Origin of the sequence: Singulisphaera chitinilytica, from assembly GCF_049331405.1 — a bacterium.
Classification (GTDB): domain Bacteria; phylum Planctomycetota; class Planctomycetia; order Isosphaerales; family Isosphaeraceae; genus PoT.
The window spans coordinates 1195099-1219731 of record NZ_CP186274.1 but is presented as its reverse complement, the minus strand read 5'-3'; the positions used below and the strand labels follow the sequence as shown (position 1 = coordinate 1219731).

Sequence of the window (24633 nt, the reverse complement as noted above, 5' to 3'; positions counted from 1 at the left end):
GGCCGACCGTTGACCAGACCCTTTCGGGCCAGGTCGAGTCGCATCGCATCGTTGCCCCGCACGCGAGGAGAGCATGCACCAGTACGCAGCCGCCTTCGGCCTGGCCGTCGCCCTGGCGACCGGCTCCGGCATCGCTAATGCCCAGACCCAGGCCGTGCCCGACTCGATCGCCGCCGAGGGGGTGCCGCCCGTCCCGGCGGAGCTGACCCAGTCGCTGGCCCGCTACCAGAACAGCCGCTCGGCGGTCTTCCAGGGGTGGGTCGGCGGCCGACGCGAGATCCTGATCCTGACGCGCTTCGCCGACACGAACCAGGTCCACCGCGTCGCCTTCCCCGGCGGCGACCGGAGCCAGGTCACCTTCCTCAACGAGCGCGTCACCGGCGCCTCGCCGCAGCCGGGCACCGGCCCCGGTGTCTTCGCGTACTCGGCCGACGAGGGGGGCGCCGAGAACTATCAGGTCTTCCTCCAGGATCCGGCCACCGGCCAGGCCTCTCGACTGAGCGACGGCCGATCGCGGCACGTCCTGGCGGAGTGGTCCAACTCGGGCAGCAAGCTCGCCTGGAGCAGCAACGCCCGCAACGGCAAGGACATGGACCTGTACGTCGTCGACATCACCAAGCCGAACTCGGTCCGCCTCTTCAAGGAGGTGTCGGGCGACTGGGCCGTCACGGATTGGTCCCCCGACGACAAGCACGTCGTCGCCGTCGAGTCGATCTCGATCAACGAGGACTACGTCCACATCATCGACGTCGAGACGGGCGAGACGCAGGATTTGACGCCCCGGCCGAAACCCGGCGAGGAGACGGTGGCGTATTCCGACGTGCGCTGGTCGAAGGACGGCAAGTCCCTCTACGGCATCACCGACCTCGAGTCCGAGTTCAAGCGCCTGGTGCGCTACGACATCGCGACGAAGGAGCTGACCCGGCTCTCCGCCGACATCCCCTGGAATGTGGACGCGTTCGACCTCTCGGACGACGGCCAGTTCATCGCGCTCGTGACCGATGAGGACGGCATCTCCCGGCTCCGGATCCGAGACGCCGAAGGCCGCGAGCGCCCCGCGCCGAAGCTGCCCGCCGGCCAGATCGCCGGCCTCAAGTTCCGCAAGGGCTCGCGCGAGTTCGCCTTCACGCTGACCTCGGCGCGGTCGACGGCCGATGTCTACTCGTATGACCTCGCCAGCGGCATCCTTGAGCGCTGGACGAAGTCCGAGACCGGCGGCATCAACCCCGAGGCGTTCTCCGAGCCCGAGCTGATCCGCTTCCCCTCATTCGACGGCAAGTCGATCCCGGCGTTCGTCTACCGCCCGGATCCGACGAAGTTCCCGGGCAAGCGGCCCGTGCTGATCGACATCCACGGCGGCCCCGAGAGCCAGTTCCGCCCCGGCTACCTCGCCCGGGCGAATTATCTCATCAACGAGCTGGGCATCGCCCTGGTCTACCCCAACGTCCGTGGCTCGGACGGGTACGGCAAGACGTATTTGAAGCTGGATAACGGCATGAAGCGCGAGGACTCGGTCAAGGACATCGGGGCGCTGCTCGACCACGTCGCGAAGGACGCGGGCTTCGACGCCTCACGCGTGGCCGTGGTTGGCGGCTCTTATGGCGGGTACATGTCGCTCGCCTCGTTGACCCATTACAGCGACCGCCTGAAGGCGGGGATCGACGTGGTGGGGATCTCGAACTTCGTCACGTTCCTGCAGAACACGCAAGGCTATCGCCGAGACCTCCGCCGCGCCGAGTACGGCGACGAGCGAGTGCCGGAGATGCGGAAGCATCTCGAGGCGATCTCGCCGCTGACCAACGCGTCGAAGATCGGCGTCCCGCTGCTCGTCGTCCAGGGGAAGAACGACCCGAGGGTCCCCGTCACCGAATCCGAGCAGATCGTCGCCAAGGTCAAGACGAACGGGAAGCCGGTCTGGTACATCCTCGGCAAGGACGAGGGGCACGGCTTCGCCAAGAAGAAGAACCAGGACTACCTGCAGGCCGCCCAGATCCTCTTCCTCAAGACGTATCTCCTGGGCGAAAGTTCCTGACCCCGCCGACCCATCGAGGGGCCCTTGGCCTTCGGGCAATCCGTCGAGGCTTGGCGGGCCTCAAGGCAGGGCCCAGAGGCGGACCGTGGCATCCTTGCTCGTGGAGGCCACGGTCTTGCCGTCTGGGGAGACCGCCAGCCACTCGACGGCGTCGGTGTGGCCGTAGAGGCTCGACTTCAGGTCCCCCGCCTTCGCGTCCAGGAGCCTCAGGACCCCGTCGCCCCCGCCGACGATGAGGGACTGCCCGTCGTCGGCGAACGCCAGCGCGGGGGAGGCGTTCGGGGAGAACGTCACGTCCTTGATCGGCTTGAGGTCCTCGAGCTGCCAGAGGAGCGTGGAGCCGGTATCGGTCCCAGCGGCGAAGGCCTTGCCGTCGGGGGCGAAGACGATGCGCGTGACCTTGCCCTCCGGCACTCCCAGATAGGCCGACTCCTCGCCGGTGGCGAGGTCCCAGAGGCGGACCTGACCGCCGCTCCGGTAGTATTCGAGGACGTTCGGCTGCGACTGGCCGCCGCCGCTCGCCAGGAGCCGGCTATCCGGGCTCACGCGGACGGCCGCCATGCCCCCGAGGTGATTCAAGGTCGCCCGGATCTTGGGGGGCGAAAGGTCCCAGACCCAGATCGAGCCCTGCTGGGCGTTCGCCGCGACGAGCGCCTTGCCGTCGGGGGCGAAGCCGACGAGGTCGATCTTACCCTCGCGCGAGGAGGTGAACGGGATCTCCTCGTGCGACTTCGTCGCGTCCCAGAGCTTCAGGACCCCGGCCTTCGTCGCCGTCGCGAGGGTCTTGCCGTCGGGGGAATACGCCATCGTGACGACCTCCCCCTGGTGGCCGGTCAGGCTGTCGAGGAGGTGGCCGTCGCCAAGGTCCCAGATTTTGACCTCGATGATCGGAGCCTTGGGCTTGGCGGGTTCCTCCTCCCTGGGAGCCTCCGCCTTGGGTTCCTCCAACTTTGGGGGCGCGATCCCCGGCTGGAACATGGGGACCGGTGCGGGTGCGGGTGCAGGGGCGGGTTCTTCGAGGGCCGGAGCCGGAAGGGGCGCGGCACCCGGCGCCTGCACCGGTGGCAGTGGCACTGCGGTGGGCCTGACGGTTCGCAGGCCCATGGCGAGGGTCTTGCCGTCCGGGGCGAGGGCCAGCGACCGGGCGGGCTCGGTCTTGGAGCCGAACGAGAAGCGCTCGCGCCCCGTCGCCACGTCCCAGACCTTGATGAGGCCGTCGTCGCCCCGGGTCGCCAGGGTCTTGCCGTCGGCCGAGAAAAGCGCCACGCGGACGATGCCCGCATGCCCGCGGAGCGTGAACTTCGGCTCGTGCTGCGCGGGGTCCTCTGGGCCGAGCTGGGCGGCGGCGCCGGGGGCGAGGTCCCAGGCCAGGATCCCCTGGCTGCTCCCGGTGAGGAGCCGCTTGCCGTCGGCGGTGAAGACGACGCTCGCGAGCGTATCCCCCGCCTTCACGGCCGACGGATCCAGCTCGATCAGGCCTCGCGACCGCTTCGCCGCGACGTCCCAGAGGCGCACGACGGTGTCACCATCAGAGAGCGACGCCAGGGTCTTCCCATCGGGGGCGAAGGCGAGCCCCGTCACCCCCTTCGTCGCCCCGCGCAGGACGCCGATCTCGCGATGCGAGGCGACGTCCCAGAGCTTGACGGTGCGATCGGTCGAGCCACTCGCGAGGACCTTGCCGTCGGGCGAGAAGGCCACGGCGTTGACGCGCTCGGAGTGCCCCTTCAAGGTCGCGAGGACCGTCTTCTTCTCGATATCCCGGAGCGTGACGACGGCCTGGTTATCCCCCGTGGCGAGGGTCTTGCCGTCGGGCGAGATGTCTCCCGACAGGCTCTGGTAATTCGGCTCCGTGCTGGTCGAGAAGTGGTCGAGCGCGAGGCGTCCCGCGACGTCCACGAGGATGAGCGCCCGGCCCACAGCCACGGCCCGGCGGCCATCCTTGCTGACCGGGATCGCCCTGCAGAAACGATCATCACCGATGACGATCCCGTGGGTCTTGCCGGACTCCATGTCGGTGAACTCGAAGTTGTCCGAGGGCCCTTGAGAGTTCGAGGTCCGCCTGTGAAGCACGGTCTTGCCGTCGGGGGTGATGGAGAGGACGTCGGGGGAGGAGCCGGTGCCGGCGACACTGTAGAGTTCTCGCCCGGTCGCCACGTCCCAGGTCTTGAAGGCCCCGTCGATCGCGATCGAGGCCAAAGTCTTGCCGTCGGGGGTGATCGCGAGGCGGGTCACGCGGGCCTCATGCCCGACGAACGGGCGAGGGGCGAGCCGAGCATCCACATCCCAGAGCTTCACCTCGCGGTCGAGGCTCCCGGTCGCGAGGAAATGGCCGTCATGCGAGAGCGTCATCGACATGATCGGCCCGTGGTGGGCCTGCGCGACGATCGCCTGGAGATGGCCGTCCTTGACGTCCCAGCGCCGGAGCGAGCGGTCATCGCCGGTGATCAAGGACGCGCCGTCGGGCAGGAACGCCAGCGATCGCACCGCGCCGACGTGCGACTTCAGGGGGGGGCGATCCGAGCCGTCGGAGAGGTCCCAGAGCCGGGTCGTGCCGTCGGCGCTCGACGAGGCGAGGGTCTTGCCGTCGGGGGAGATCGCCAGGGCGTGGATCCACTCGCGATGCCGCTCGAAGCTGGATCGCACGCGGGCGTTGGCGACGTCCCAGACCTTGATCGTCCAGTCCTGGCTGCCGGTGGCCAGGGTCTTGCCGTCGGGGCTCAGGGCGACGCTGGTGATCGTGCTCGTGTGCCTGGCGAACGTGGCGATCTCGGCCCGGCGCTCCAGGTCCCAGAGGATCGCCGCGGCGTCCTGCCCCCCGGTGACCAGCTTCGAACCGTCTGCGGAGAAGGCCAGGCAGGTGATCGGGCCCGAATGCCCTTCGAGCTTGCCGACGACGGCCCCCGTCGCCGGATCCCAGAGTGTCACCTTGGCGTCCTCGCCCCCCGACGCCAGGGTCTTGCCGTCGGGCGAAAAGACGAGTACGTGGACCTTCCCCTCCAGGGCCGGCAGGGTCTTCTCGACCTTCCGGCTCGCCGCGTCCCAGAAGGTGATGACGGAGTCGCCCGACGTGGCGACGGCCACCGTCTTGCCGTCGGGGGAGGCCGCGACGACCTCGACCGGGTCGAGGTTCAAAATCGGGGCGGTCTTCTCCAACCCCGGCGGGAGCCAACCATCGAGGACCGCGACCATCCGGTTCTGCCCCGCGTCCCAGAGTCGGATCGTGCGGTCGTCGCCGCCCGTGGCAAGCTGGCCGCAGTCGGGGGAGAAGGCGATCGAGAAGGCGTTGCCGAGGTGACCTCGGAAGGAACCTCGCATGGCCTGGTTCGGGCCGATGTCCCAGAGGGCGATGACCGCGGGCGCAGGGTGTTCGCCGGAGGCCGTCCCGCTCACGACGGCCAGGATATCCGCCACGTACGAGAACTTCAGGGCCAGGATGTCCCCCGTCGGGTTCAGGGCGGAGATCAGGTTCGCCGTCTCGACATCCCAGACCTGCACCTGCAGGCTCATACCGCCGGTGGCCAGCTTCTTGTTGTCGTGGGAGAAGGCCAGGCACAACACTCCCCCCGCGGGCAGGTTGATCGTCTGCTTGGGCTTCAACGTCGCGGCGTCATTGATCCGGACGTGGGAGCCGCCGGCCGAGGCGAGCGACTTGCCGTCGGGCGAATACGCGATCGCCCTGACGGCCGTCTGGTGCTCGCGCAACTTATCGATGACCTTCTTCTCCCTCCAGTCCCAGACGATCACCGAGGCGTCCACCCCCGCCGACGCCAGCCGGTTGCCGTCGGGCGAGAAGGCCAGGCCGAGGATCTCTCCCCGATGCCCCTTGAGCGTACCCCGCGCCCGGCCGGTCTCCGCATCCCAGAGCCGGATGGTCCGATCCTGCGACCCCGTGGCGAGGGTCTTGCCATCGGGCGAATACGCGAGGCAAGACACCCGGCCCTCGTGCCCCGCGAGTTCGAGCCTGGGCTTCTTCTGCTCGAGGTCCCAGACCTTGGCGAGCCGATCCTCGCTCGCCGACGCCAGGCTCCTGCCGTCCGGCGAATAGGCGACCGCCATGACGCTGCCGGAATGCCCCTTTGACGAGGGCTCGGCCTGCACCACGCCCCCGCCAACCGCCAGGGCCAGAGCCCAGGCACCGAGCCAAAGGCCCGTCAACCTCGAGGCCCCGTCTCGTCGTCTCCCAGATCGACTTCGCGTCGCAGACATCCCGGGTGTCCCTCCTATTGAAAGAACGCGAACGACCCCGCAAGGCGCACGGGCATACCCGAGACGGCACGGAGAACCCCGGCCATCATCGGGACATTGCTGATGCGTGTGTTTGTTGAACGGGCGAAGATGGAAGCCGGGGATTGGCGACGATCGGCCATCCGTCCCTCGGAAGACGTGTCAGGGCGTCGAGGTCGACATCGACATCCGGGTTGGCCTGCCGCAGGCGGCACCCGATCCCCGTTCGCGACACGACAGGACGCGACGAGGGCCGGGACCTGTGGAGCCCCGGCCCTCGCGTCGCGATCGTCGGATCAATACTTGGCGGCGATGGCGCGGTCCTCGCCGCCGGCGCCCGGGGCGACCAGCGCCTTCAGGAAGGCCTCGAGCTTGAGGCGATCCTTGTGCGAGAGCTCGAAGAACCGCAGGGCCGAGGCCCGCCCCTGGCCGCCGTGCCCGGCGACCGCCTGCTCGAGCGTGTCGGCGCGGCCGTCGTGGAGGTAGGGGGCCGAGTCGCGGAAGCCCCAGAGGGGCGGGGTCCGCCACTCCTGCTTGGTCGCCGGGCGGTTCGCCCTGGCCTGGATGTCATTCCCGAGCACCGGGTTCAGCGGGTCGGAATCGTCGCCGTCGCCGTTGTACGAGCCGTTGTCGGCCAGTTCCGGCCCCATGTCGTGCAGCAGGAGGTCGCTGTAGACGCCGTCGACGTCGCCGAGCTTGGGGTTGTGGCACGAGGCGCAGCCGACGCTCGCGAAGAGGGCCTTGCCCCCCGTGATCGTCTCCTTCTCCTCATGCAACTGGCCGACACGCTCCAGCGGGCGCGGGATGCTGCGGACGTAGGCGACGAGCGCCGAGCACTCATCGGCCGTCAGGTCCTCACCGCCGGCCTTGTACTTCGGGGCCTGGGGGCTGATCGACTGCTCATGCCCCGGCACCTCGAGCCCGAGTTCCACGGCGCAGGCCGTCAGGACGAAGTCCTCGGAGTTGGCCGTCTGCCCCTTCCAGCCGAGCCTGCCGACGCGGCCGTCCTTGAGGCGGCTGACGCGCCCCAGCGTCTCGGGAAAATCCTTTGAGGGCTTCGCGCCCGCCTCGATGACCGCCTCGGGGATCGCATCGAGCAGGCCGATCCCGAACAGGGAGGTGGCATTCCGCTGCGAGTGCGAGACCACGAATTCCCCGGCCGGGATCTGCCCCTTCGTGCGGCTCACCATCGAGGCAAAGGCCTCTTGCAACTGCTGCTGGGCGCGGGCCGAGCCGGCCGTTGCCGGGGTGGTCCCGAAGCTGTTGAGGGTGATGTTACCTTCGAAGGCGACAGTAGCAGTAGCCTGCGGCGGCTCGATTGGAGCCACTGTCTGGGGAGCCTGCGGCACGGATACGACCTGCCCTGTGGGTACAGGTGCGACGCTCTCGGTCACGGTCGTCGTCACGCTGGCGAATTCCGTCTGCTGTGGTGCTCCGAGCGGAGTCACCACCTGCCCGACGCCCCCATTAAACACAACGACCCCTGGCCCGAGTGGCATCGCTCCCTGCGTCTGGGGCGTGAGCGACGACTTCCGCCAGGCCTGATAGTTGGGGTCAATCCCGAACTTGTGCAGGACCACCGTGCGACCGGCGCGGAAGCCAGCATGCACCTTATAAAGGGCCTTCGTATCCGAGGTCGGGCGCTGGGGCTGGCCGGGCTTGGCCGCCTGCCCCGCCTCGACCACCGGCGGGATGAAGCCCCCCGAGGCGCTCAGAATGTCGATGTTCTTGCTCAAGGGGCCGCCACCGCCGACGCCCCCCGAGTTATGGCAGGCGACGCACGAGGTGTCATTATAGACCGGCCCGAGGCCGTCGCCGCCGTGGCTGCGGCCGTCGCCCGGGAGCCATTCGCGATTGAATATCTCGCGGCCGAGCGCGACCGAATCGACCTTACCGGCCTTCGAGTCGGCGGCGGGCGCCTTGGTTGTGACGATCAGCCCCGTTCCCGTCAGGCCGACGATTCCGAGCAAACCCAGACAGGCCGCCTTACGAGGGGATATCATGCCGGACCTCCGCATCGCGAGTCCCTCCCTTGGAGTCATCTCGTTCGATCGGTGAGAATGCGACGTGCGGCACTACAATACCATGTCCCTCGCCCATGACGTAACGAAAAACTTAAAAGAATTCTTGACCATCACACGTCTAACAGGATTCCTCGCAACCGAGATGAGCGAAACGGGTTGCGCCCGGAATCGCCTCTTTCCGGGCCGAGAATCTCGGAATAATCATGCGGGGCAATGCGCGACGCCGCCAAGCTGCGGGGTCTGGGAAAGATCGCGGCATGCCGATCCGAAAGGGGTCTGGCCCGGCGCGGAACTCATCAGATCACGAACTCACAAGGGAGATTCGACTCGTCCTTCGTCGCGAGGTCCCAGGCGGCGTTGACCGCTTCGTGGGCGCAATCCCGGTGCAGGAGGAGATGACCCTGGAGCTTGGCCATCGAGTGTTCCCGGTCGCCAGCGCGGTCGGCGAACTGCTCGGCGAACTCGGCCTCGCCGGGAAAGAAACGGAGGAAGATGCGCCTGGCCTGGTCGGGGGTCGCGTTCTTCAGCTCGAACTCGCGGTCGATGCGCCCGGGGCGGACCATGGCCGGGTCGAGCTGGTCGCGGTGGTTGGTGGTCATGAAGATGATCCGGCCCTCGGGGGTGCCGATGCCGTCGAGCATGTTCAATAATGCCGAGAACGAGAGCTTGTTGTGCGCCGTGGCGACCTGCCCCGTCTCGTTGGCCGGCGTGAGGTCGCGGTCGACATCCTCGACGACGAGGATCGTCCGCTCGGGCAGCGAGGCAACGAGTTGCCGCAGCGTGTCCTCGGCGAGGCCCTCGCGCCCGAGGTTCAGGATGGCGATCTGGAAGCCGACGTGCGTGGCGACCGCCGTGATCAGCGAGGTCTTGCCGTTGCCGGGCTCGCCGTGGAAGAGATAGCCGCGGTGATAAGGCACGCAGCGATCCCGATACCAGGAGGCCGAGCCGAGGAACTCGACGATGTCGCCGAGGACGTCCTCGAGGATGCCGTCCTCGAGGATCACCGATCGGGGCTCGCGGGGCGGCACCTTGGCCACCTGGCTCCAGTCGCTCCAGCGGCTCCCATAGATGATGATGCGGCGATCCTCGGGCGGGAAGGCGAGGTCGCGGGCCTCCTCGAAGAGCTTGCGGGCCGCCGTGCGATCGCGGCTGAAGAGCCTGAGTTGTAAGGTCTCGCGGAAGTCGAGGGTCGCCTGCCCGGGGTTGTTGCGGTCCTCCCTGGCCCGAGAAACGTGGAGCCAGCATCCCCCGTAGCGCAGCCAGTGGCTCCCGGGGGCCGGCGAGAAGTCGATCCGAGGAGGGACCGGCTCGGGGCTCGTGTCGTCGTCATCGTCCGATGGGTCGCCGTCCGGGGTGCGCCTCGACGACGCCGAGAGCAGGCCCGAGCGGCTGGCATAAGGGTGCGAGGCCAGCCATTGCTCGGTCCACCAGAAGAGGGGGTCGCGGTTCGTGACCTCGATCATCGTGGTGAACTTCCGCAGGAACAGCTCCTTGATCAACTGGGGGATGCTGCGGGCCCAGTTCAGGACGAACCCGCCGATCATCAGGATGAACCCGCCCGAGAGGAACTGGTTCGATGACATCATGTTTTGAATCGAAGCCGCGATCGTGTCCAAGGCCATCGCCCTACCCTCGCCTCTCGGAAGTATGCCCGGGATGAATACCCTGTCTCGTCGGAGCCGCGGAGGATGACGCCGGGGGTCGGGCCTTCTGGATCATTCGGGACGCCCCGGACTAGAGCTTCGAACCCCGCGGCGAGTTCGCGTCGATCTTCGGGGTTTTCCAAAAGGTCGTTTCCCCGACACATCACGAGTCCAGGGATGCTCGCGGATGGGCCGGGCAGAGATGGGTTTGCCGCGACTTCGCATGCAATGGAGCGATCAATCGCGTCGGCTTTACATCAAGGCCGGTCACTGTTACCCTCGTCGCTGGAGACGAGGAGGGGTCGCCGTTGGATCGACTGCGCCGCCTCTCGCCGCGCCCGACGCGGCGATCCGTCGTCGGCCGGGGGCGACACTCATGAGCAATCAGGCCGACGTCCGCTCGATCGAGCAGCTCAAGCACTTCAAGGCCGCCCTCGCCGTCTATTCCGAGGATACGATGGCGGCCATCGGTGCGGTCGACATGGAGGCGCGGCGGGTCTCGCACTGGCTCCAGCACGACCGCCCGGCCTTCTGGCGGGAGCAGATCAAGAAGAGGCGTGAGGCGGTCTCCATCGCCAAGGCCGAGGTCTTCCGCCGGCAACTCATGAAGACGGCCCACAACAACCCGTCGATGAGCGAGCAGAAGGAGATCCTCCGCCAGGCCGAGGCCAGCCTCCACGAGGCCGAGATGCGGGCGGCGATGGTCAAGAAATACGACCCGATCCTCCGCCAGGCGATCTTCGAGTACCAGGGGAGCGTCCGCCGCATCAAGGACCTCGCGGGGGGCGACATCCTCCGCGCCGCCCAGCGCCTGGGCCGGATCATCGAGGCGCTCGAGTCGTACCTGAGCCTCTCCCCTCCCTCGCTGCCGGGAGCCGCCTCGCCGCTCGAATCCATCGCCGACGACATCTTCCGCGAGGACCCCGAGCCGCACCGGTCCGAGGAGCCTGGAACGGAGGTCGAGGAGGCCGCCGAAGAGAGAGACGACGCGGAGACGCCCCCATGATCCGCACCTCGCCCGAACGATAGGTCCTCGCTTCAAAAAGTGCCGACGTCGTCACTCTTCCCCAGATCAGATCAAAGGGCCCACTCGACCATGGCCAACGCACGAGTCATCGCGGGTTCCAACCGCATGAAGAGCGCGCTCAACACGCTGAGCGAGGAGTGGAAGGTCACCGAGGCGACCTGGCAGGACTCGGTCCGAAACCGGTTCGAGGAGCGCCACCTGCGGCCGCTCGACCCGGCCGTGGCCGCCGCGATGATCGGCATGCACAAGCTCGCGGAGCTGCTCCACAAGGTCCGCCGCGATTGTTCCGACCGGAGTGAGATGCTGTGAGCGAACTCTTGCGGCCGAGCCCCCCCGAATCCGAGCCCAAGGCCGGCGACGATCCGGCGTCGGAGACCTTCCCCGTCCCGAAAATCCTCGAGCCCCGGGGCGACCTGATCGAGCGCGGCCGCAGGCTGCACGGGGAGTTGCTCGTGCTCGTCTCCGAGCGGGCCGCCGCCGAGGCCTCGTGCGAGAAGGCGAGGGCGGCCGGCGCCACCCTCGCCGACCAGGAATACGAGCGGTCCCGCCCCGCCCTGATCGAGAAGTACCGCCGGATCCAGGACGAGGATCGCCGGGCCGACGAGACCAGGCGCCGGGCGATCATCGACTCCGCGGCCTCGGGCGAGGCCGACGCCAAGGCCGAGTTCGCCAGGGCGAGCCGCAAGATCGCCGCCGACTTCGAAGGCCTCCGGGAGAGGGCCAAGCTCCAGCTCAACAAGGACAATCAGAAGATCGCCTCGGAGTTCGCCTCGGGCGAGCGCAACGCCAAGACCAAGCACGCCGAGGCGATGAAGCCGATCGAGGAGGTCACCAAGCTGCTCCTGTCGCAGCGGGCCCGGCTCGACGCGGTCCATGCCGACTACCAGAAGTTCGGGCTCAAGGAGCCGTCGACCAAGCCGACGGTCAAGCGAGAGTCGGCACGCCCGGGCGACCCCATCGCCGAGCTCTTCGAGCGGTTCTCCAGGGATGCGGCCCCCTTGAAGCTCGTCGAGGAGCTGTTCATCCCCAGGGCCCTGAAGGGGAACCGCTGGATCTGGCTCTTCGTCGTGCTCTTCGGCATCGTGATCGTCCCCCTGATCCAGATGCAGGGGTTCGCGGCCGGCGCGGGGACGGCGGCGGCCATCGCCGGAGTCGGCGGGTTCCTGCTCCGCAAGCAGCTTTACGTCCTGGCCAGTAACCAGGTGAGCCAGCTCTTCGACCCACTCTTCCAGTCGACGATCGACGCCGAGGCCGAGCTCGGCTTCCTCCGCGCCGGCGTCGCCGAGCAGACGAAGGCCGAGCGAGCCGCGGTCGCCGGGCGTCGCGACTCCGAGACGACGCAGGCGAAGCAGCGGCACGACCAGGCCGTCGTCCTCGGAGAGGCCCAGCGCGACGAGCGCCTCCGCGATATCAACGAGAAGTACGGCAAGCGGATGATCGAGATCCAGAACCGGCAGTACAGCGAGTCTCGCGAGGCCATCGAGGCCTACGAACAACGCAAGGTTGAAGTGCAAAACCGGTTCGACACCAACCTCCGCCAGCTCGAAGAGAGGCACGGCGACCTCAAGGACAAGATCGGTTCCCGATACCAGGCCGCCTGGAATGACATGGCCGGCCGCTGGCGCGAGGGGATCGCCCGGGTCCGGACCGAGCTGGACGAGATCGCCCGGGAGCTCGACGAGTTCGCCCCCGCCTGGGAGGCCTTCTCGCGGCCCGATCGCCCCACCCCGCGCCAGTTGCCGCCGGCCCTCCGCTTCGGCAAGTTCGCCATCGACATGGCCGGGCTGCCCGGCGGCCTCCCGGCCGATCCGAGGCTCATGGAGGGGATCCCAGCCCGCTTCGACTTCGAGGCCCTCCGGCCCTTCCCCGAACGGGCGAACCTGCTCATCGAGTCGTCGGGCGAAGGCCGAGGCGCGGCCTTGACCTTCCTCCAGGCGACGATGTTCCGCCTGCTCACGAGCCTGCCCCCGGGGCTCGTCCGGTTCACGATCATCGACCCCATCGGCATCGGCCGGGGCTTCGGCGCGTTCATGCACCTGGCCGACTACGACGAGGCCCTCGTCACCAACCAGGTCTGGACCGAGCCTCAGCAGATCGAGGAACGCCTGGCCGAGCTCTCGGCCCACATGGAACGCGTCACCCAGCGCTATCTCCGCAACGAGTACGCCACCCTCAACGACTACAACGCGGTGGCCGGCGAGGTGGCCGAGCCCTATCGCGTCCTGGTCGTCGCCGACTTCCCCGCCAAGTTCGACGACAAGGCCGCGCAGCGGCTCGCCGACATCATGGCCGGCGGCATCCCCTGCGGCGTGCTGACGCTGATCCACGTCGACCTCGACCGCCCACTGCCCCCCGACTTCACGCTCGACCGGCTCCGCCCGAACGCCTCGAGGCTCTCCTGGCGAGACGGCCGGCTCGTCTGGGACGACCCCGAGTTCGGCCGTTATCCCTTAACGCTTGAAGCCCCCCCCGCCGCCGAGGCCGCGACGCGCCTGATCCAGCAAGCCGGCGCCCTCGCCCGGACGGCCAAGCGGGTGGAGGTCCCGTTCGACTTCATCGCCCCGGCCGACGACGCTCTCTGGTCGCTCGACAGCCGCTCGGGAATCGACGTCGCCCTGGGCAAGGCCGGCGCCACCAAGCGGCAGCACCTGGAGCTCGGGCACGGCACCTCGCAGCACGTCCTCATCGCGGGGCGCACCGGCTCGGGCAAATCGACGCTCCTGCACGCCCTGATCGTCAACCTCGCCTTGAATTACAGCCCCGACGACGTCGACCTCTACCTGATCGACTTCAAGAAGGGGGTCGAGTTCAAGGTCTACGCGACCCAACATCTCCCGCACGCGAGCGTCGTCGCCATCGAGAGCGAGCGCGAGTTCGGCATCAGCGTCCTCCAGCGTTTGGATACGGCGATGCGAGAGCGCGGCGAGCGGTTCCGTGATGCGGGGGTTCAGGACATCCAGTCGTACCGCAATGCGCCGGGGACGCCCCCCCTGCCCCGGATGCTCCTGATCGTGGACGAGTTCCAGGAGTTCTTCGTCGAGGAGGACCGCGTCGCGCAGGAGGCCTCGCTGCTGCTCGATCGCCTGGTGCGGCAAGGCCGGGCCTTCGGCGTGCACGTCCTGCTCGGCTCGCAGTCGCTCGGCGGCGCCTACGCCCTGGCGCGGACGACCCTCGGCCAGATGGCGGTCCGCGTGGCGCTCCAGTGCAGCGAGGCCGACGCGCCGATGATCCTCAACGAGCAGAACCCGGCCGCGCGGCTCCTCTCCAGGCCCGGCGAGGCCATCTACAACGACGCCAACGGCCAGCCCGAGGGGAACCACTTCTTCCAGGTCGTCTGGCTCTCCGACGCCCGCCGCGAGGTCTACCTGAAACGCCTTCGCGAGCTCACCGTCGAGCGCAAACCCGTCTCGAAGCGCGAGACGATCGTCTTCGAAGGGGACGCCGCCACCGATCTCGCCCGCAACCCCCTGCTAACATCCAGGCTCGACGCCCCGGCCTGGCCGGCCACGCCGCGATCGTCGCAGGCCTGGCTCGGCGACCCGGTGGCGATCAAGGATCCGACCTCGGCCCTCTTCCGCCGCCAGGGGGGGAACCACCTGCTGATCGTCGGCCAGAACGACGAGGCGGCGCTGGGGATCATGACCGCCTCCTTGATCTCGCTCGCCTCGCAGTACGCCCCGGCGACCTCCGAGACCGTCCGCCTCGGCGCCCGCTTCTTCGTGCTCGACGGGACGCCCGAGGACCATCCCCGGGCCACCTTCCTCGAAGCCCTCGCCAAACGCCTGCCCCACGCGCCGACCTTCGGCACCGGCCGCGACGTGACCCGGATCCTGGGCGAGGTCGCCGCAGACGTCAAACGCCGCCAGGGGCACGACGCCGGCGACGGCCCCGAGACCTTCCTCTTCATCCACGACATCCCCCGCTTCCGCGAGCTGAGGCGGAAGGAGAACGACTTCGGCTTCTCGCGCGACGAGGAAGAAACCCCGGCCGACCACCTCGCCACGATCCTCCGCGAAGGCCCGACGCTGGGGGTCCACCTCGTCGTCTGGTGCGACAACGTCATCAACCTGAACCGGATCTTCGACCACCAGAGCCTCCGCGAGTTCGACATGCGGGCCCTCTTCCAGATGAGCCCGACCGACTCGTCGATGCTCCTGGATTCGCCGCTGGCCAGCCGCCTCGGGCCCCATCGCGCCTACTTCGCCAGCGAGGAGCAAAACCGGCTCGAGAAGTTCCGGCCTTATGGGATCCCCGAGGATGAGTGGCTCAAGACCGTCGAGGATCGGCTCGGGCGTCGCGAGGTCGATCCGGAAAAATCGTCCGCCCAGTCCACATAGCCCTGATCTCAAAGCTATGTAAAATGGAAGGAGACGTCGCTGCCTCGAGGAAGAGGAACCGACGCCTCGACGCGGACGATCGCATCTCGCTCGCGAGCTATCTCCCAAACACGAGCCGCGCTCCAAAGGAGCCCCTCATGTCAACCGAGACGATGAGTCGTTTCCTCGACCGGATCGAGCAGGCCTTCGCGGAGGGCGACGCCGAGGTCGGCCACAAGGCCACCGAGGCGGGACACGTCCGGCTCACCAGGGAGATGTATCACCACATCATCCGCGGCGACTTCGAGTCGGCCTTCCGGAACTTCCACGACGACATCGAGCTCGAGATCACCGGCCCCGAGGGGCTGCCCTTCCGCGGGCGTTGGCGGGGTCGCGACGAGGTCTCGCGGGCCATCCTCGAGAACTTCTCGGGCGTCGAGGAGCAGCAGCCCGAGATCCAGCACGTGGTCGCCCAGGGGGACACCGTGATCGTCATCGCCCGCGAGCGCGGCCGATTCAAGGGCCCCGGCACCGACTACGACCTCCACTGGGCCCAGCTCTTCACCTTCCGCGACGGCAAGGCCATCCTCATCCGCGAGCTGGTCGACGGACACTCGATCTGCTGACTATACTTGCATTTCGTAATTTCTAGACAAGTCTGGCTGCGACCGAATCATTCACATCAAAATCCTTTGCTAGTGCAAAAGAAAAAGCCCCGGCGCCCGGTTGAACCGGACTCCGGGGCGGATCACCCTGGTCATTCGCTCTATTGCAAGCGAAGGCGTCAGACTTCGGGATGCACCCATGGGGCGCGGTAGGGCCGGCGAAGGTGCCGGTTGGCTTCGTCGTCGCCGATGATGCGCTGGGCCTTGGAATCCCAGGAGAACGAGCGGCCGAGCTGGAGCGAGAGATTCGCGAGGATGCAGCTCGCCGTGGAGATGTGCCCTTCCTCGATGTCGGCCACCGGCTTGCTGCGGTCCTCGATGGCGGCGAGGAAGTTCTTCATGTGTCCCCGGATCGCCGGGGCGACGTGGCGTTCCAGGTCCTTCTCGGTCTTGTCGACGGGGAACTCCTCGAGCTCGTACTTCACGTCGACGTGCTCGGTCTTCCCGTCGCCCATCGGGATGAAGTCGTAGCCGTTGACGCTCAGCTTGAGGGTCCCCTTGTCGCCGTAGATCGTCGCCCCCCACGGGTAGTCGGGGTCGGCCGCTCGCCCATACGTGCGGTGCTCCCAGACCACCGGCAGGTCGCCGAAGGAGAAGGTGGCCGACTGGGTATCCGGGATGTTCGCCTTGCTCGACTTCTCGACGAGGATCCCGCCCGAGGAGCTGACCTTATCCGGCCAGCCGAGCCCCAGCATCCAACGCACCATGTCGAGCATGTGGATGCACATGTCACCCATGATGCCGTTGCCATACTCGTTGAAGGCGCGCCAGCCGCGGGGGTGGACCCACGAGTTGTACGGCCGCATGGGGGCGGGGCCGGTCCACATCTCGTAGTCGAGGTACTCGGGCGGCGCCGTGTCGGGCGGGTTCCCCTTGGCCCGCATGTGGTAGTAGCAGTAAACCTCGACGAGCCCGACCGTGCCGAGCTTGCCTTCGGCGACGATCCGATCCTTGGCCTGGATCAGGTGCGGGGTGCTCCGTCGCTGGGTTCCGACCTGGACGACCTTCTTATGCTTGCGCGCGGCCGAGACCATCGCCTGCCCCTCGACCACGTCGAGGCTGATCGGCTTCTGGACCCAGACGTCGGCGCCGGCCTCGACGGCCGCGATCATCGGCAGGGCGTGCCAGTGGTCGGGCGTGGCGACGAGGACGATGTCGAGGTCCTTGTCCTTGAGCATCTCGCGGTAATCGCCATATGTGCGAGGCTTCTTCTTCGAGACCTGCCGCTCGGCCACCATGTCGGCGGCCTCGGCCACCATCTTCTTGTCCACGTCGCAGAGCGAGACCACTTCCACCGGAGCGACCTGGAGGAGCCGGAAGAGGTCGCACTTGCCGTACCAGCCGCAGCCGATCAGGCCGACCCGCTTCGGCGCCGCGGCCGTGGAACCCAGCACGAGGCCGCCCGCCCCCGAGAGCGTGAGCCCGGCCATACCTGCTTGGAGAAACTCGCGTCGATTCATCTTGAAACCCCTCGAGCAGCCTCGGAAAGGACGAGCAGACCCTTGGCGATCGAATCTATACAGAAAGGGCCGGCAAAAACAGACGGTAGGGGTCGCCGCCCAATCCGGCCGCTGCCTTTCCCCGATTCCCCTCGACGAACCGATTCGGAGTCCCTCTCCATCCCTCGGCGATCGCCGATCCGTCGGCCGCTCGACACCCAAACTTCAGGAATTCCAAGGGAGAATCTTCAAGAACCTTTTCACCCTTCGTTTTTCGAGATCCATTCAAGTTCGACTCCGAGCGCGACGAGCCGCCTCGCAGAGTGCCCGGGGACGATTTTCGAGGAATTCGAAAAGTCGTCGTCGATTTCGGCCCCGCCCGTTCGTCTGGATTGCGTCGGGGCCAACGGTGAGGCTTCGACGGGGTTTCATGCGAGGAGATGTCTGATGAAGTACGCGACCAAGCTCTCGGTGTTCGTCGTGGCCCTGCTGGCGATCGTGGCGACGGCCAACGCGGCCGAGAAGGCCTCGTCCGTGAATGCGGCCCGGTTCGAAGCGATCAAGGCGCTCGAGGGGGACTGGGTCGAGGCCGACAAGGACGGTAAGCCGACCAACAAGCACGTCAGCTCGTTCCGGGTCACGGCCGGGGGCTCCGCCGTGGAGGAGAAGATCTCCTGCGGCGAGGGCAATGAAATGATCACGATGTACACCCTTGATGGCGACGACCTCATCCTGACACACTACTGCGTCCTCGGCAACCAGCCCCGGATGAAGGCCGAGTCGGGCATCGACGTCAGCAAGATCCCCTTCGAGGTCGTCAGCGTCGGCAACCTCAAGTCGAAGGATGACAGCTACATGAGCCGGGCGACCTTCACCCTGATCGACAAGGACCACTTCAAGGCCGAGTGGGTCAACTGCAAGGCCGGCAAGGACTGCCACAAGGTGAACCTGGACCTCGTCCGCAAGACGAAGTGAGGCCGGACCTGCCCTGATCGGCTCGCATCAGCCGCCGCCGGACGCTTCGAGACGATCGTTTTCCAGAAGGATTCGCCCATGCCCCGATTCATGCTGCTCCGGAACGACGAGCCCAAGGCTTTCGACGAAGCATCACCCGAAGACATCCGGAAGATCCTCGAGAAGTACCGGGCCTGGAAGGACAGGATCGTCACGGCAGACAGGCTGGTGTCGAGCGACAAGCTGAAGGAGGAAGGGGGCAAGCTCCTCTCGAGCCGAGAGGGCAAGGTCACGGTCGTCGACGGCCCTTATACCGAGACCAAGGAAGTGGTCGCCGGCTACTTCACGATCCGGGCCTCGAGCTACGAGGAGGCCGTCGAGCTGGCCCGAGACTGCCCCCACCTCCAGTACGGCAGCATCGTCATCCGCGAGGTCGACCCGCTCGGCTGCGGCGACGACTGATCGATCAGCCTCGAGCCCTGCGTCCACGAACTCGTCGAGCCTCCGCCCCGCCAACAGGCGTGGCGGAGGCTCGCGACGTTGCGCCAGGTCCTTCCCCTGCACCAAGCCCGAACGCCGGCTCCTCCTCGACCGACTCGAGGAACTCGCCGTTCAGGAGCCGCCGGCTCCTTCCTCCGGAATTCGCCGACAATTTTACCCGGGCAATATTGACTTCTGTTTTCGCCCGGGTAATATCCCTTCGACAGTCACACAGGTCTAGGACGAACACGAAAGGAACAGGCGATGGAGACGCGAACTCCGACATATTGCACGGCCTTCGAGGGGACGGACCGGATCGCCTCGGGCGACCTGGTGCAGGTGGCCCTCTCGACGAAGGGGGTGCTCGACCGCGGCGAGCGGGCTCCGGTCCTCATCTTCGATGACGCCACGAGCGAGCTCATCGAGGTCGATTTCCGGGGGACGGCCGAGGATGTCTTGAAGCGGCTCGAGGGTTCCCCCTACTATGCCGAGCGGCTCGCCCCGAGCCCTGCCGAGGGTGAAGGCACTTCGCCGAGAGGCCCCGGCCGGCCCAAGCTGGGAGTGGTCGCCCGCGAGGTGACGCTCCTGCCTCGGCACTGGGAATGGCTCAACGGCCAGCCCGGAGGTGCCTCGGTGGCGCTCCGCAAGCTCGTCGAGGACGCCAGGCGGGCCAACGAGGGCAAGGACCGGCTCCGCAAGTCTCAGGAGGCCGCCTATCGCTTCATCTCGGCGATGGCCGGCAACCAGCCAGGCTTCGAGGAAGCCAACCGCGCCCTCTTCGCCGGCGATCGGCTTCGTTTTTCGGATCTGACGCAGGACTGGCCGACCGACGTCCGCGACCACGCCAGGAAGCTCGCCGACGTCGTTTTCCAGGACGCCGTGAAGTGAGCCGGATCAATCGGGCCGGCCGCGAGAGCCATGCGCCTCGCGGCCGGCCCGCGTCGTTTGGGAAGCTTCTGATCTGACAGGAGGTTGCCCGACATCGAAGTTCTCGCACTCATCCCGAAGGATGCTAGAATCGCGGCGCGTCTCCGAAAACCTTAGCACCACGCGAATCGCCAACCCCCAAGAGTATTCGCATGTTAATTTTTTCGCCTGGTTCCATCAAACGATCTCGCTGCGAGAAAGACACTCGCCGAACCTCGCGGCTCACGTTCCTCGCGCTCGTGGCGCTGGCCGTCTGCACGGCCTCGGCGCGGGGCGAGGAACGCCCGCAGGAGCTGCGGGTGCTGAACTGGAATATCTGGAACGGCGGCGATGAGGCGAAGAAGACCTCGGATCCGGCCATCAAGGCGGCCAAGCAGAAGCGGGTCGTCGACGTGATCGAGGAGAGCGGGGCCGACGTCGTCACGATGGTCGAGACTTATGGGAGCGGCGAGGTCATCTCCAAAGGGCTCGGCTTCCACTTCCTCCCCAGGGGTACGAACGTCTCGATCCACAGCCGCTGGCCGGTGAAGAAGGACCTCTCGGTCTACAAGCCTTTCCACTGCGTGGGGGCCCTGATCGAGCGGCCAGACGGCAAGCAGTTCGCCGTCTTCTCCGTCTGGATCCACTACGTCGACGACATCTGGACCGACCCGCACTCGCGCGACGGCCGCGACGCCGCCGACCTCCTCGCCAAGGACGGGCCGAGCCGCGTCGTCGAGATCCGCGAGATCCTCGCGGGGATCCGCGAGAAGACCGCCGACCTCAAGGGGGTCCCCGTCATCCTCGCGGGCGACTTCAACAGCAACTCGCATCTCGATTACGTCGAGGAGGCCCGCTCCCAGTACGGCCTCGTCGCCGAGTGGCCCGTGACGAAGGCCGTGGCCGACGCCGGGTTCCGGGACTCGTACCGGGTCTGCAACCCCGCCATCGACCGCGCGAAGGACCGGACCTGGACCCCGCTCTTCCCCGAGCAGATCCAGGACCGGATCGACTTCATCTACTGGAAAGGCGATGCCCTCAAGCCCCGCGAGTCCAGGATGATTGATCGGCACGCGAACCGCTGGCCGTCCGACCACTCCGCCGTCCTCACGGTCTTCGACTGGCCCTGAACGCCTCTCCGCTCCAACATCGGAATTCGAAGCGATCTTGAATCTCACTCCGATTCCTTGAAGCACCGGGCGATCACCAGCATTCGGTGGATCGCCCGGTTCGGCATCGGCGTCAGGGCTTCGCGTGGCCGGCCTGCTTGATGGCTTGCCAGAGGGCGTCGGCGATGGCGGACATGCCCTTGTCGCCGGGGTGGGCGGCGACGCCGGCGTGCTCGATCTGACGCTCCGATCGCGCGGCGTTGCTCGGGTCCGCACCCAGTTTCTCGATGTCGACGTAGATCCCGCCGGCGTCGTCGCAGGCCTTTTTGAGGATCCGATCCTTCTCGGCATCGGCCCAGAACTCGCTCCGGACGAAGACCCTGGGATGGCCATGCTGATGGATCTGGGCGAGGAGATCCCGCAAGGCGTCGGCGAAACGCCGGCGCTCTTCATCCGTCTTCGGCGACGGGGCGTTCTCGCCGATCGCGAGGATGACGACGTCGGGCTCGAAGGCGAGTTCCTCCTTCAAGGCCTCGCCGGTCTTGAAGTCGGTCTGGTTCCGCTCGAAATCGGCGATGTTGCGGATCATCGCCTTCGGGGCGCCTCCGGCCTCTTTCGCGATTAGGTCCAGGAGCCGATGGACGTAATCCTTCTCGCGCGAGGTCGCGGCCATGCCCCAGTCGCCCGTCCAGCCGATCGAGGGCGCGGGGCCGTGCAGCGTGATGCTGTTACCCAGGAACACGACCTTGCCGACGGGCAAGGTCCCGACCTTGAGGCCGTCCCCAGGCGCCGCCATCGTCAGCAGGCATGAGAACGCCAGCCCGAGGATCGCCACCACCACCGCATGCCTGGCCGAAATGAGTCTCAAAGTCGGCTCCTGGAAGGAAGTAAGGCCCACGCCGAGGATCACAACGGCCGACCAGCGTAGCCGACGCCGCGGAGGTCGTCATCAGACCCGTCGAAAAGTTGCCCGCCGTCGACGGCCGGGATGAGGCGACTCACTCAACCGCACCTAGAGGAGAGGGTCGCTCCAGGGAACCCCCAAGGCTCGTTACCCCCCGCAGCTAGCCAGACGACGACTACGACGATACCGCGCGATGTTGCATCAGCATGTGCCGCTGGCCAAGGAATTCCGGCGAGACGACGCGGGACGTCACCGGAACGGAGCGCAAGTTGCATCTTCGAGACTCTTTCGTTGAAGAATGAACTCCAACGGAAGCGATTCACGTGAATGCGGGTATTTGGGGTAATTTACCGTACGATTGGCGTCGACCGTGCCGTTCGTACGAGAAGGGGCTCCCGGGAAATTCCTCTCCGCATCATTCCCGCGGGACGTTAAGCTATCGCGATCTTGGTTCTGGCCGCCCTGAACCCATCGGTCGAGTGGATCGGCTGGCGACGCTTGCAAGCCGCCGATGCGTCTGGTCGCCGTGGAATTCCGGCGTGCGGCCTCGGCGGAGTGGCGTGGCCTCGACCGGCCTGTCGTCGGCGAGAGGGCCCGGCCCCTTCCCGGTTGGCGTCCCGTCGTACCGTACTGGGGAAGCCGGGGAATCTGGGCATTCGAGGGATGTCAGGGCAAAAGGGATGGGGGCCGATCGCGGCTTGTCGAATCCCCACGTCTTGCCCGGGAACCCTCGCCGGCCGCCGGTGTCGACTTCGTACCCAGGGCTGCACAAATTTATGTTCCTGGCTCAGGACCCTTCCCATTTCCGCGCCGAGGACTCGCCCTTGTCAACGATTATCGCCGAAGCCAAGGTGGGCATGCTGGGGCACACAGGGAGCGGGAAGACCTGCTTCATGTACGGCATGTACAATGCCTTCAGCGACTTCTCCCTGAAGCTGCCGTTCACGCTCTACACGCAGAATGATCGCGACGACGCCATCTTCCGCACCCTCTGGGAGAAGATCGAGGACGAGGATTGGAGCCCGCCGGGCACCGACTTCCCGATGACCTACCTGCTCGAGCTGCGCGCGAGCCAGAAGCCTCTCATCAACATATCCTGGGTCGACTACCGCGGCGCGGCCCTGTGGGAGGACGCGACGCCCGAGGAAGACGAGACCCTGCGCACGCAACTGACCGAGGCCGACTGCCTCTTCCTCTGCGTCGAGAGCGCGACGCTCGAATCCCGGAAGGTCAAGGATCGGAACAAGATCGGCCGGCTCGGGACGCTCTCGAAGGACCTCCCGCAGGTCCCGCTGGTCATCCTCGTGTCGAAGGCCGACCTCTTCCAGACGGTGAGCAACGAGCCCGAGCCCGGCACGCCGAGGCACGCGGCCCCGGGCGCCGGCCCGGCCCCGCTCCCGGCCATCGACCCGGCGCTCGAGGACCTCGTCCGCACCCGGTTCCACCCCTGGTTCGAGCAGAACCGGCAGATCATGATCAGCCCGGCCTCGATCAAGCCGGAGAACGCCTACTTCGACTACCTGCCGGCCCCCTTCGCCTACACGGCCTACAAGATCGTGCAGGCGAAGGCCGCGGAGAAGGCAGAGCTGCTCAAGCTGAATGACTCCCTGCTCCAGAAGCGGACCAAGGGGGTCCAGGCGTACTGGTACTACCTCGGCACCAAGACGACCCGGGAGCTCCGCGAGAAGATCGAGCAGGAGAGCGCGACGCTCGAGGCCTTGAAGAAGCGGATGGCGTCGCTCGAAGGCTACTTCGCCAAGACGTCCATCTTCCAGGGGCATGAGCGCGTGACCCTCGCCGGCGGCCGCTGGCAGGGCGTGCGATGATGTCCGAATCGACGACATCGAAAGCCCAGGCCGTCTGGGAACCCCTGGTCTTCGGGAAGACCTCCCGGGCCGACTACTCGTACCTCGCGATCCCCGCCTCGTTCGGCCAGGACGATCGGGCCTGGGCCGAGGGCTTCTTGCGGGGTTCGCGGCTCCAGGCCTCGTACGCGTGCGCGTTCGGCGTCGCCCGGTACTTCCTCTTCAAGAGCCCGACCCATTGCGGCGTGGGCGTGACCCTGCCCGCCACGATGCTCTCGGACGACAAGAGCAAGACCCTCGACCCCGAGGGCCGGGAGGTCTACGTGACCCTCGGCGCTGTCGCCCGCTACGACGAGGCGGAGTTCCCCGAGCGCCCGCATCATCCCGGCATCCCCGAGCTGGCCGCCCTGAAGCGCAACCTTCGCCCGATCTTCGGGCCGCTCTACGACGAGTACGTCGCCGCGCGCTGGAAGGAAGCCCCCCCGAGCGAGGGCCGCGCCCTGACCGCGAGCCCCAGCGAGCCCCGCGAGTGGTTCCCGGCCGACCTCCCGCTGATCTCCTGGACCCCGCCGTTCGCCCTGGACCCCGACACGGCCCTGGAACCCGATGACGGCAACCGGGTCAACCTCTGGCCCCCGGGCGTGCAGGACAATCTCTGGTCCTCAGCCTGCCTGGCGAAGCCTCCGATGTCTCTCTGCCTGAATTTCGGCAATGAGAAGGACGCCCTCGCCCCGATGTCCAGGTTCGGCAACGTCGTCGTCGAGAAATGCCGGGAGAAGGCCACGGTCTACCGAGGCGGTGCGCCCCTGCCGACCGAGCCCATCCAGGAAGCACCCGCCCAGGACGCCGCCAAGGTCGATGCCAAGGCCATCCCGAAGGACATCGTCAAGGCCGCCCCGAAGGACGCCGCCAGGAACGACGAACCCGAGGAAACACCTCCTCCTCCCGAGGGACCCAAGCGGACGAGCCTCTTCGAGATCCGGGTGTTCGGGCGCAAGATCATCGGCCTCAACCTCCCGGGATCGAGGAAACGTTGAGGCTCCCGACAAGAACCCATGTCGACTCGTAAACATCCAGGCACGACGCACAGGAACCGATGACGCGG

The 24633-nt window shown here is 67.1% G+C and carries 16 protein-coding genes; 11 read left to right on the top strand and 5 right to left on the bottom strand.

Going from position 1 to position 24633, the window contains the following annotated elements; genetic code table 11:
- Positions 1–73 precede the first annotated feature (73 nt).
- Complete coding sequence (locus ACOYYX_RS04755) at positions 74–2032, top strand: prolyl oligopeptidase family serine peptidase (RefSeq protein WP_422928789.1); 1959 nt, start codon at positions 74–76, stop codon at positions 2030–2032.
- Positions 2033–2092: 60 nt separating this feature from the next.
- Here ACOYYX_RS04755 and ACOYYX_RS04750 read toward each other — a convergent pair whose 3' ends face one another.
- The 3 genes from ACOYYX_RS04750 to ACOYYX_RS04740 all read right to left on the bottom strand — a co-directional run bounded on the left by ACOYYX_RS04750 (position 2093) and on the right by ACOYYX_RS04740 (position 9866).
- Positions 2093–6187 (bottom strand): WD40 repeat domain-containing protein, encoded by a 4095-nt coding sequence (locus ACOYYX_RS04750; protein ID WP_422928788.1) that lies wholly within the window; start codon positions 6185–6187, stop codon positions 2093–2095.
- Between the two features lie 365 nt (positions 6188–6552).
- A complete protein-coding gene (locus tag ACOYYX_RS04745) occupies positions 6553–8259 on the bottom strand; it encodes a di-heme oxidoredictase family protein (RefSeq protein ID WP_422928787.1) in 1707 nt (568 codons plus the stop codon).
- Positions 8260–8576: 317 nt separating this feature from the next.
- Positions 8577–9866: a BCS1 and AAA domain-containing protein gene (locus ACOYYX_RS04740; protein ID WP_422928786.1), complete on the bottom strand. Its 1290-nt coding sequence runs from the start codon at positions 9864–9866 to the stop codon at positions 8577–8579.
- Positions 9867–10299: 433 nt separating this feature from the next.
- Between ACOYYX_RS04740 and ACOYYX_RS04735 the strand changes: the two genes are divergently transcribed.
- From ACOYYX_RS04735 to ACOYYX_RS04720, 4 genes are all read left to right on the top strand, one after another.
- A complete protein-coding gene (locus ACOYYX_RS04735; RefSeq protein WP_422928785.1) occupies positions 10300–10929 on the top strand; it encodes a hypothetical protein in 630 nt (209 codons plus the stop codon).
- 90 nt (positions 10930–11019) lie between these two features.
- On the top strand, positions 11020–11259 hold the full coding sequence (locus ACOYYX_RS04730) for a hypothetical protein (RefSeq protein WP_422928784.1): 240 nt from the start codon (positions 11020–11022) through the stop codon (positions 11257–11259).
- Positions 11256–15287, top strand: coding sequence for an FtsK/SpoIIIE domain-containing protein (locus ACOYYX_RS04725; RefSeq protein ID WP_422928783.1), 4032 nt, complete (start codon positions 11256–11258; stop codon positions 15285–15287). Before ACOYYX_RS04730 ends, ACOYYX_RS04725 begins: the two co-directional genes overlap by 4 nt.
- A 137-nt stretch (positions 15288–15424) precedes the next feature.
- Positions 15425–15892, top strand: coding sequence for a nuclear transport factor 2 family protein (locus tag ACOYYX_RS04720; RefSeq protein ID WP_422928782.1), 468 nt, complete (start codon positions 15425–15427; stop codon positions 15890–15892).
- 158 nt (positions 15893–16050) lie between these two features.
- Here the strand turns inward: ACOYYX_RS04720 and ACOYYX_RS04715 are convergent, their stop codons facing one another.
- Positions 16051–17391: a Gfo/Idh/MocA family protein gene (locus ACOYYX_RS04715; RefSeq protein WP_422928781.1), complete on the bottom strand. Its 1341-nt coding sequence runs from the start codon at positions 17389–17391 to the stop codon at positions 16051–16053.
- A 426-nt stretch (positions 17392–17817) separates the two neighbouring features.
- On the opposite strand from ACOYYX_RS04715, the gene ACOYYX_RS04710 reads away from it, so the two are divergent.
- From ACOYYX_RS04710 to ACOYYX_RS04695, 4 genes are all read left to right on the top strand, one after another.
- A complete protein-coding gene (locus ACOYYX_RS04710; protein WP_422928780.1) occupies positions 17818–18345 on the top strand; it encodes a hypothetical protein in 528 nt (175 codons plus the stop codon).
- A gap of 78 nt (positions 18346–18423) precedes the next feature.
- Entirely contained in the window at positions 18424–18786 is a 363-nt protein-coding gene (locus ACOYYX_RS04705; protein WP_422928779.1) for a YciI family protein, read from the top strand.
- Positions 18787–19068: 282 nt separating this feature from the next.
- Positions 19069–19692 carry a DUF2239 family protein gene (locus ACOYYX_RS04700; RefSeq protein WP_422928778.1) on the top strand — a complete coding sequence of 208 codons (624 nt, stop codon included), beginning with the start codon at positions 19069–19071 and terminating at the stop codon, positions 19690–19692.
- A 191-nt stretch (positions 19693–19883) separates the two neighbouring features.
- Entirely contained in the window at positions 19884–20840 is a 957-nt protein-coding gene (locus ACOYYX_RS04695; RefSeq protein ID WP_422928777.1) for an endonuclease/exonuclease/phosphatase family protein, read from the top strand.
- Between the two features lie 112 nt (positions 20841–20952).
- Here ACOYYX_RS04695 and ACOYYX_RS04690 read toward each other — a convergent pair whose 3' ends face one another.
- On the bottom strand, positions 20953–21687 hold the full coding sequence (locus ACOYYX_RS04690) for an SGNH/GDSL hydrolase family protein (protein WP_422928776.1): 735 nt from the start codon (positions 21685–21687) through the stop codon (positions 20953–20955).
- 860 nt (positions 21688–22547) lie between these two features.
- On the opposite strand from ACOYYX_RS04690, the gene ACOYYX_RS04685 reads away from it, so the two are divergent.
- Together ACOYYX_RS04685 and ACOYYX_RS04680 are read left to right on the top strand one after the other, a co-directional pair.
- Entirely contained in the window at positions 22548–23549 is a 1002-nt protein-coding gene (locus ACOYYX_RS04685) for a hypothetical protein (protein ID WP_422928775.1), read from the top strand.
- The gene (locus ACOYYX_RS04680) at positions 23549–24565 is read left to right on the top strand and encodes a hypothetical protein (protein ID WP_422928774.1); all 1017 of its coding nucleotides are present in this window, start codon (positions 23549–23551) and stop codon (positions 24563–24565) included. Before ACOYYX_RS04685 ends, ACOYYX_RS04680 begins: the two co-directional genes overlap by 1 nt.
- Positions 24566–24633: the final 68 nt, after the last annotated feature.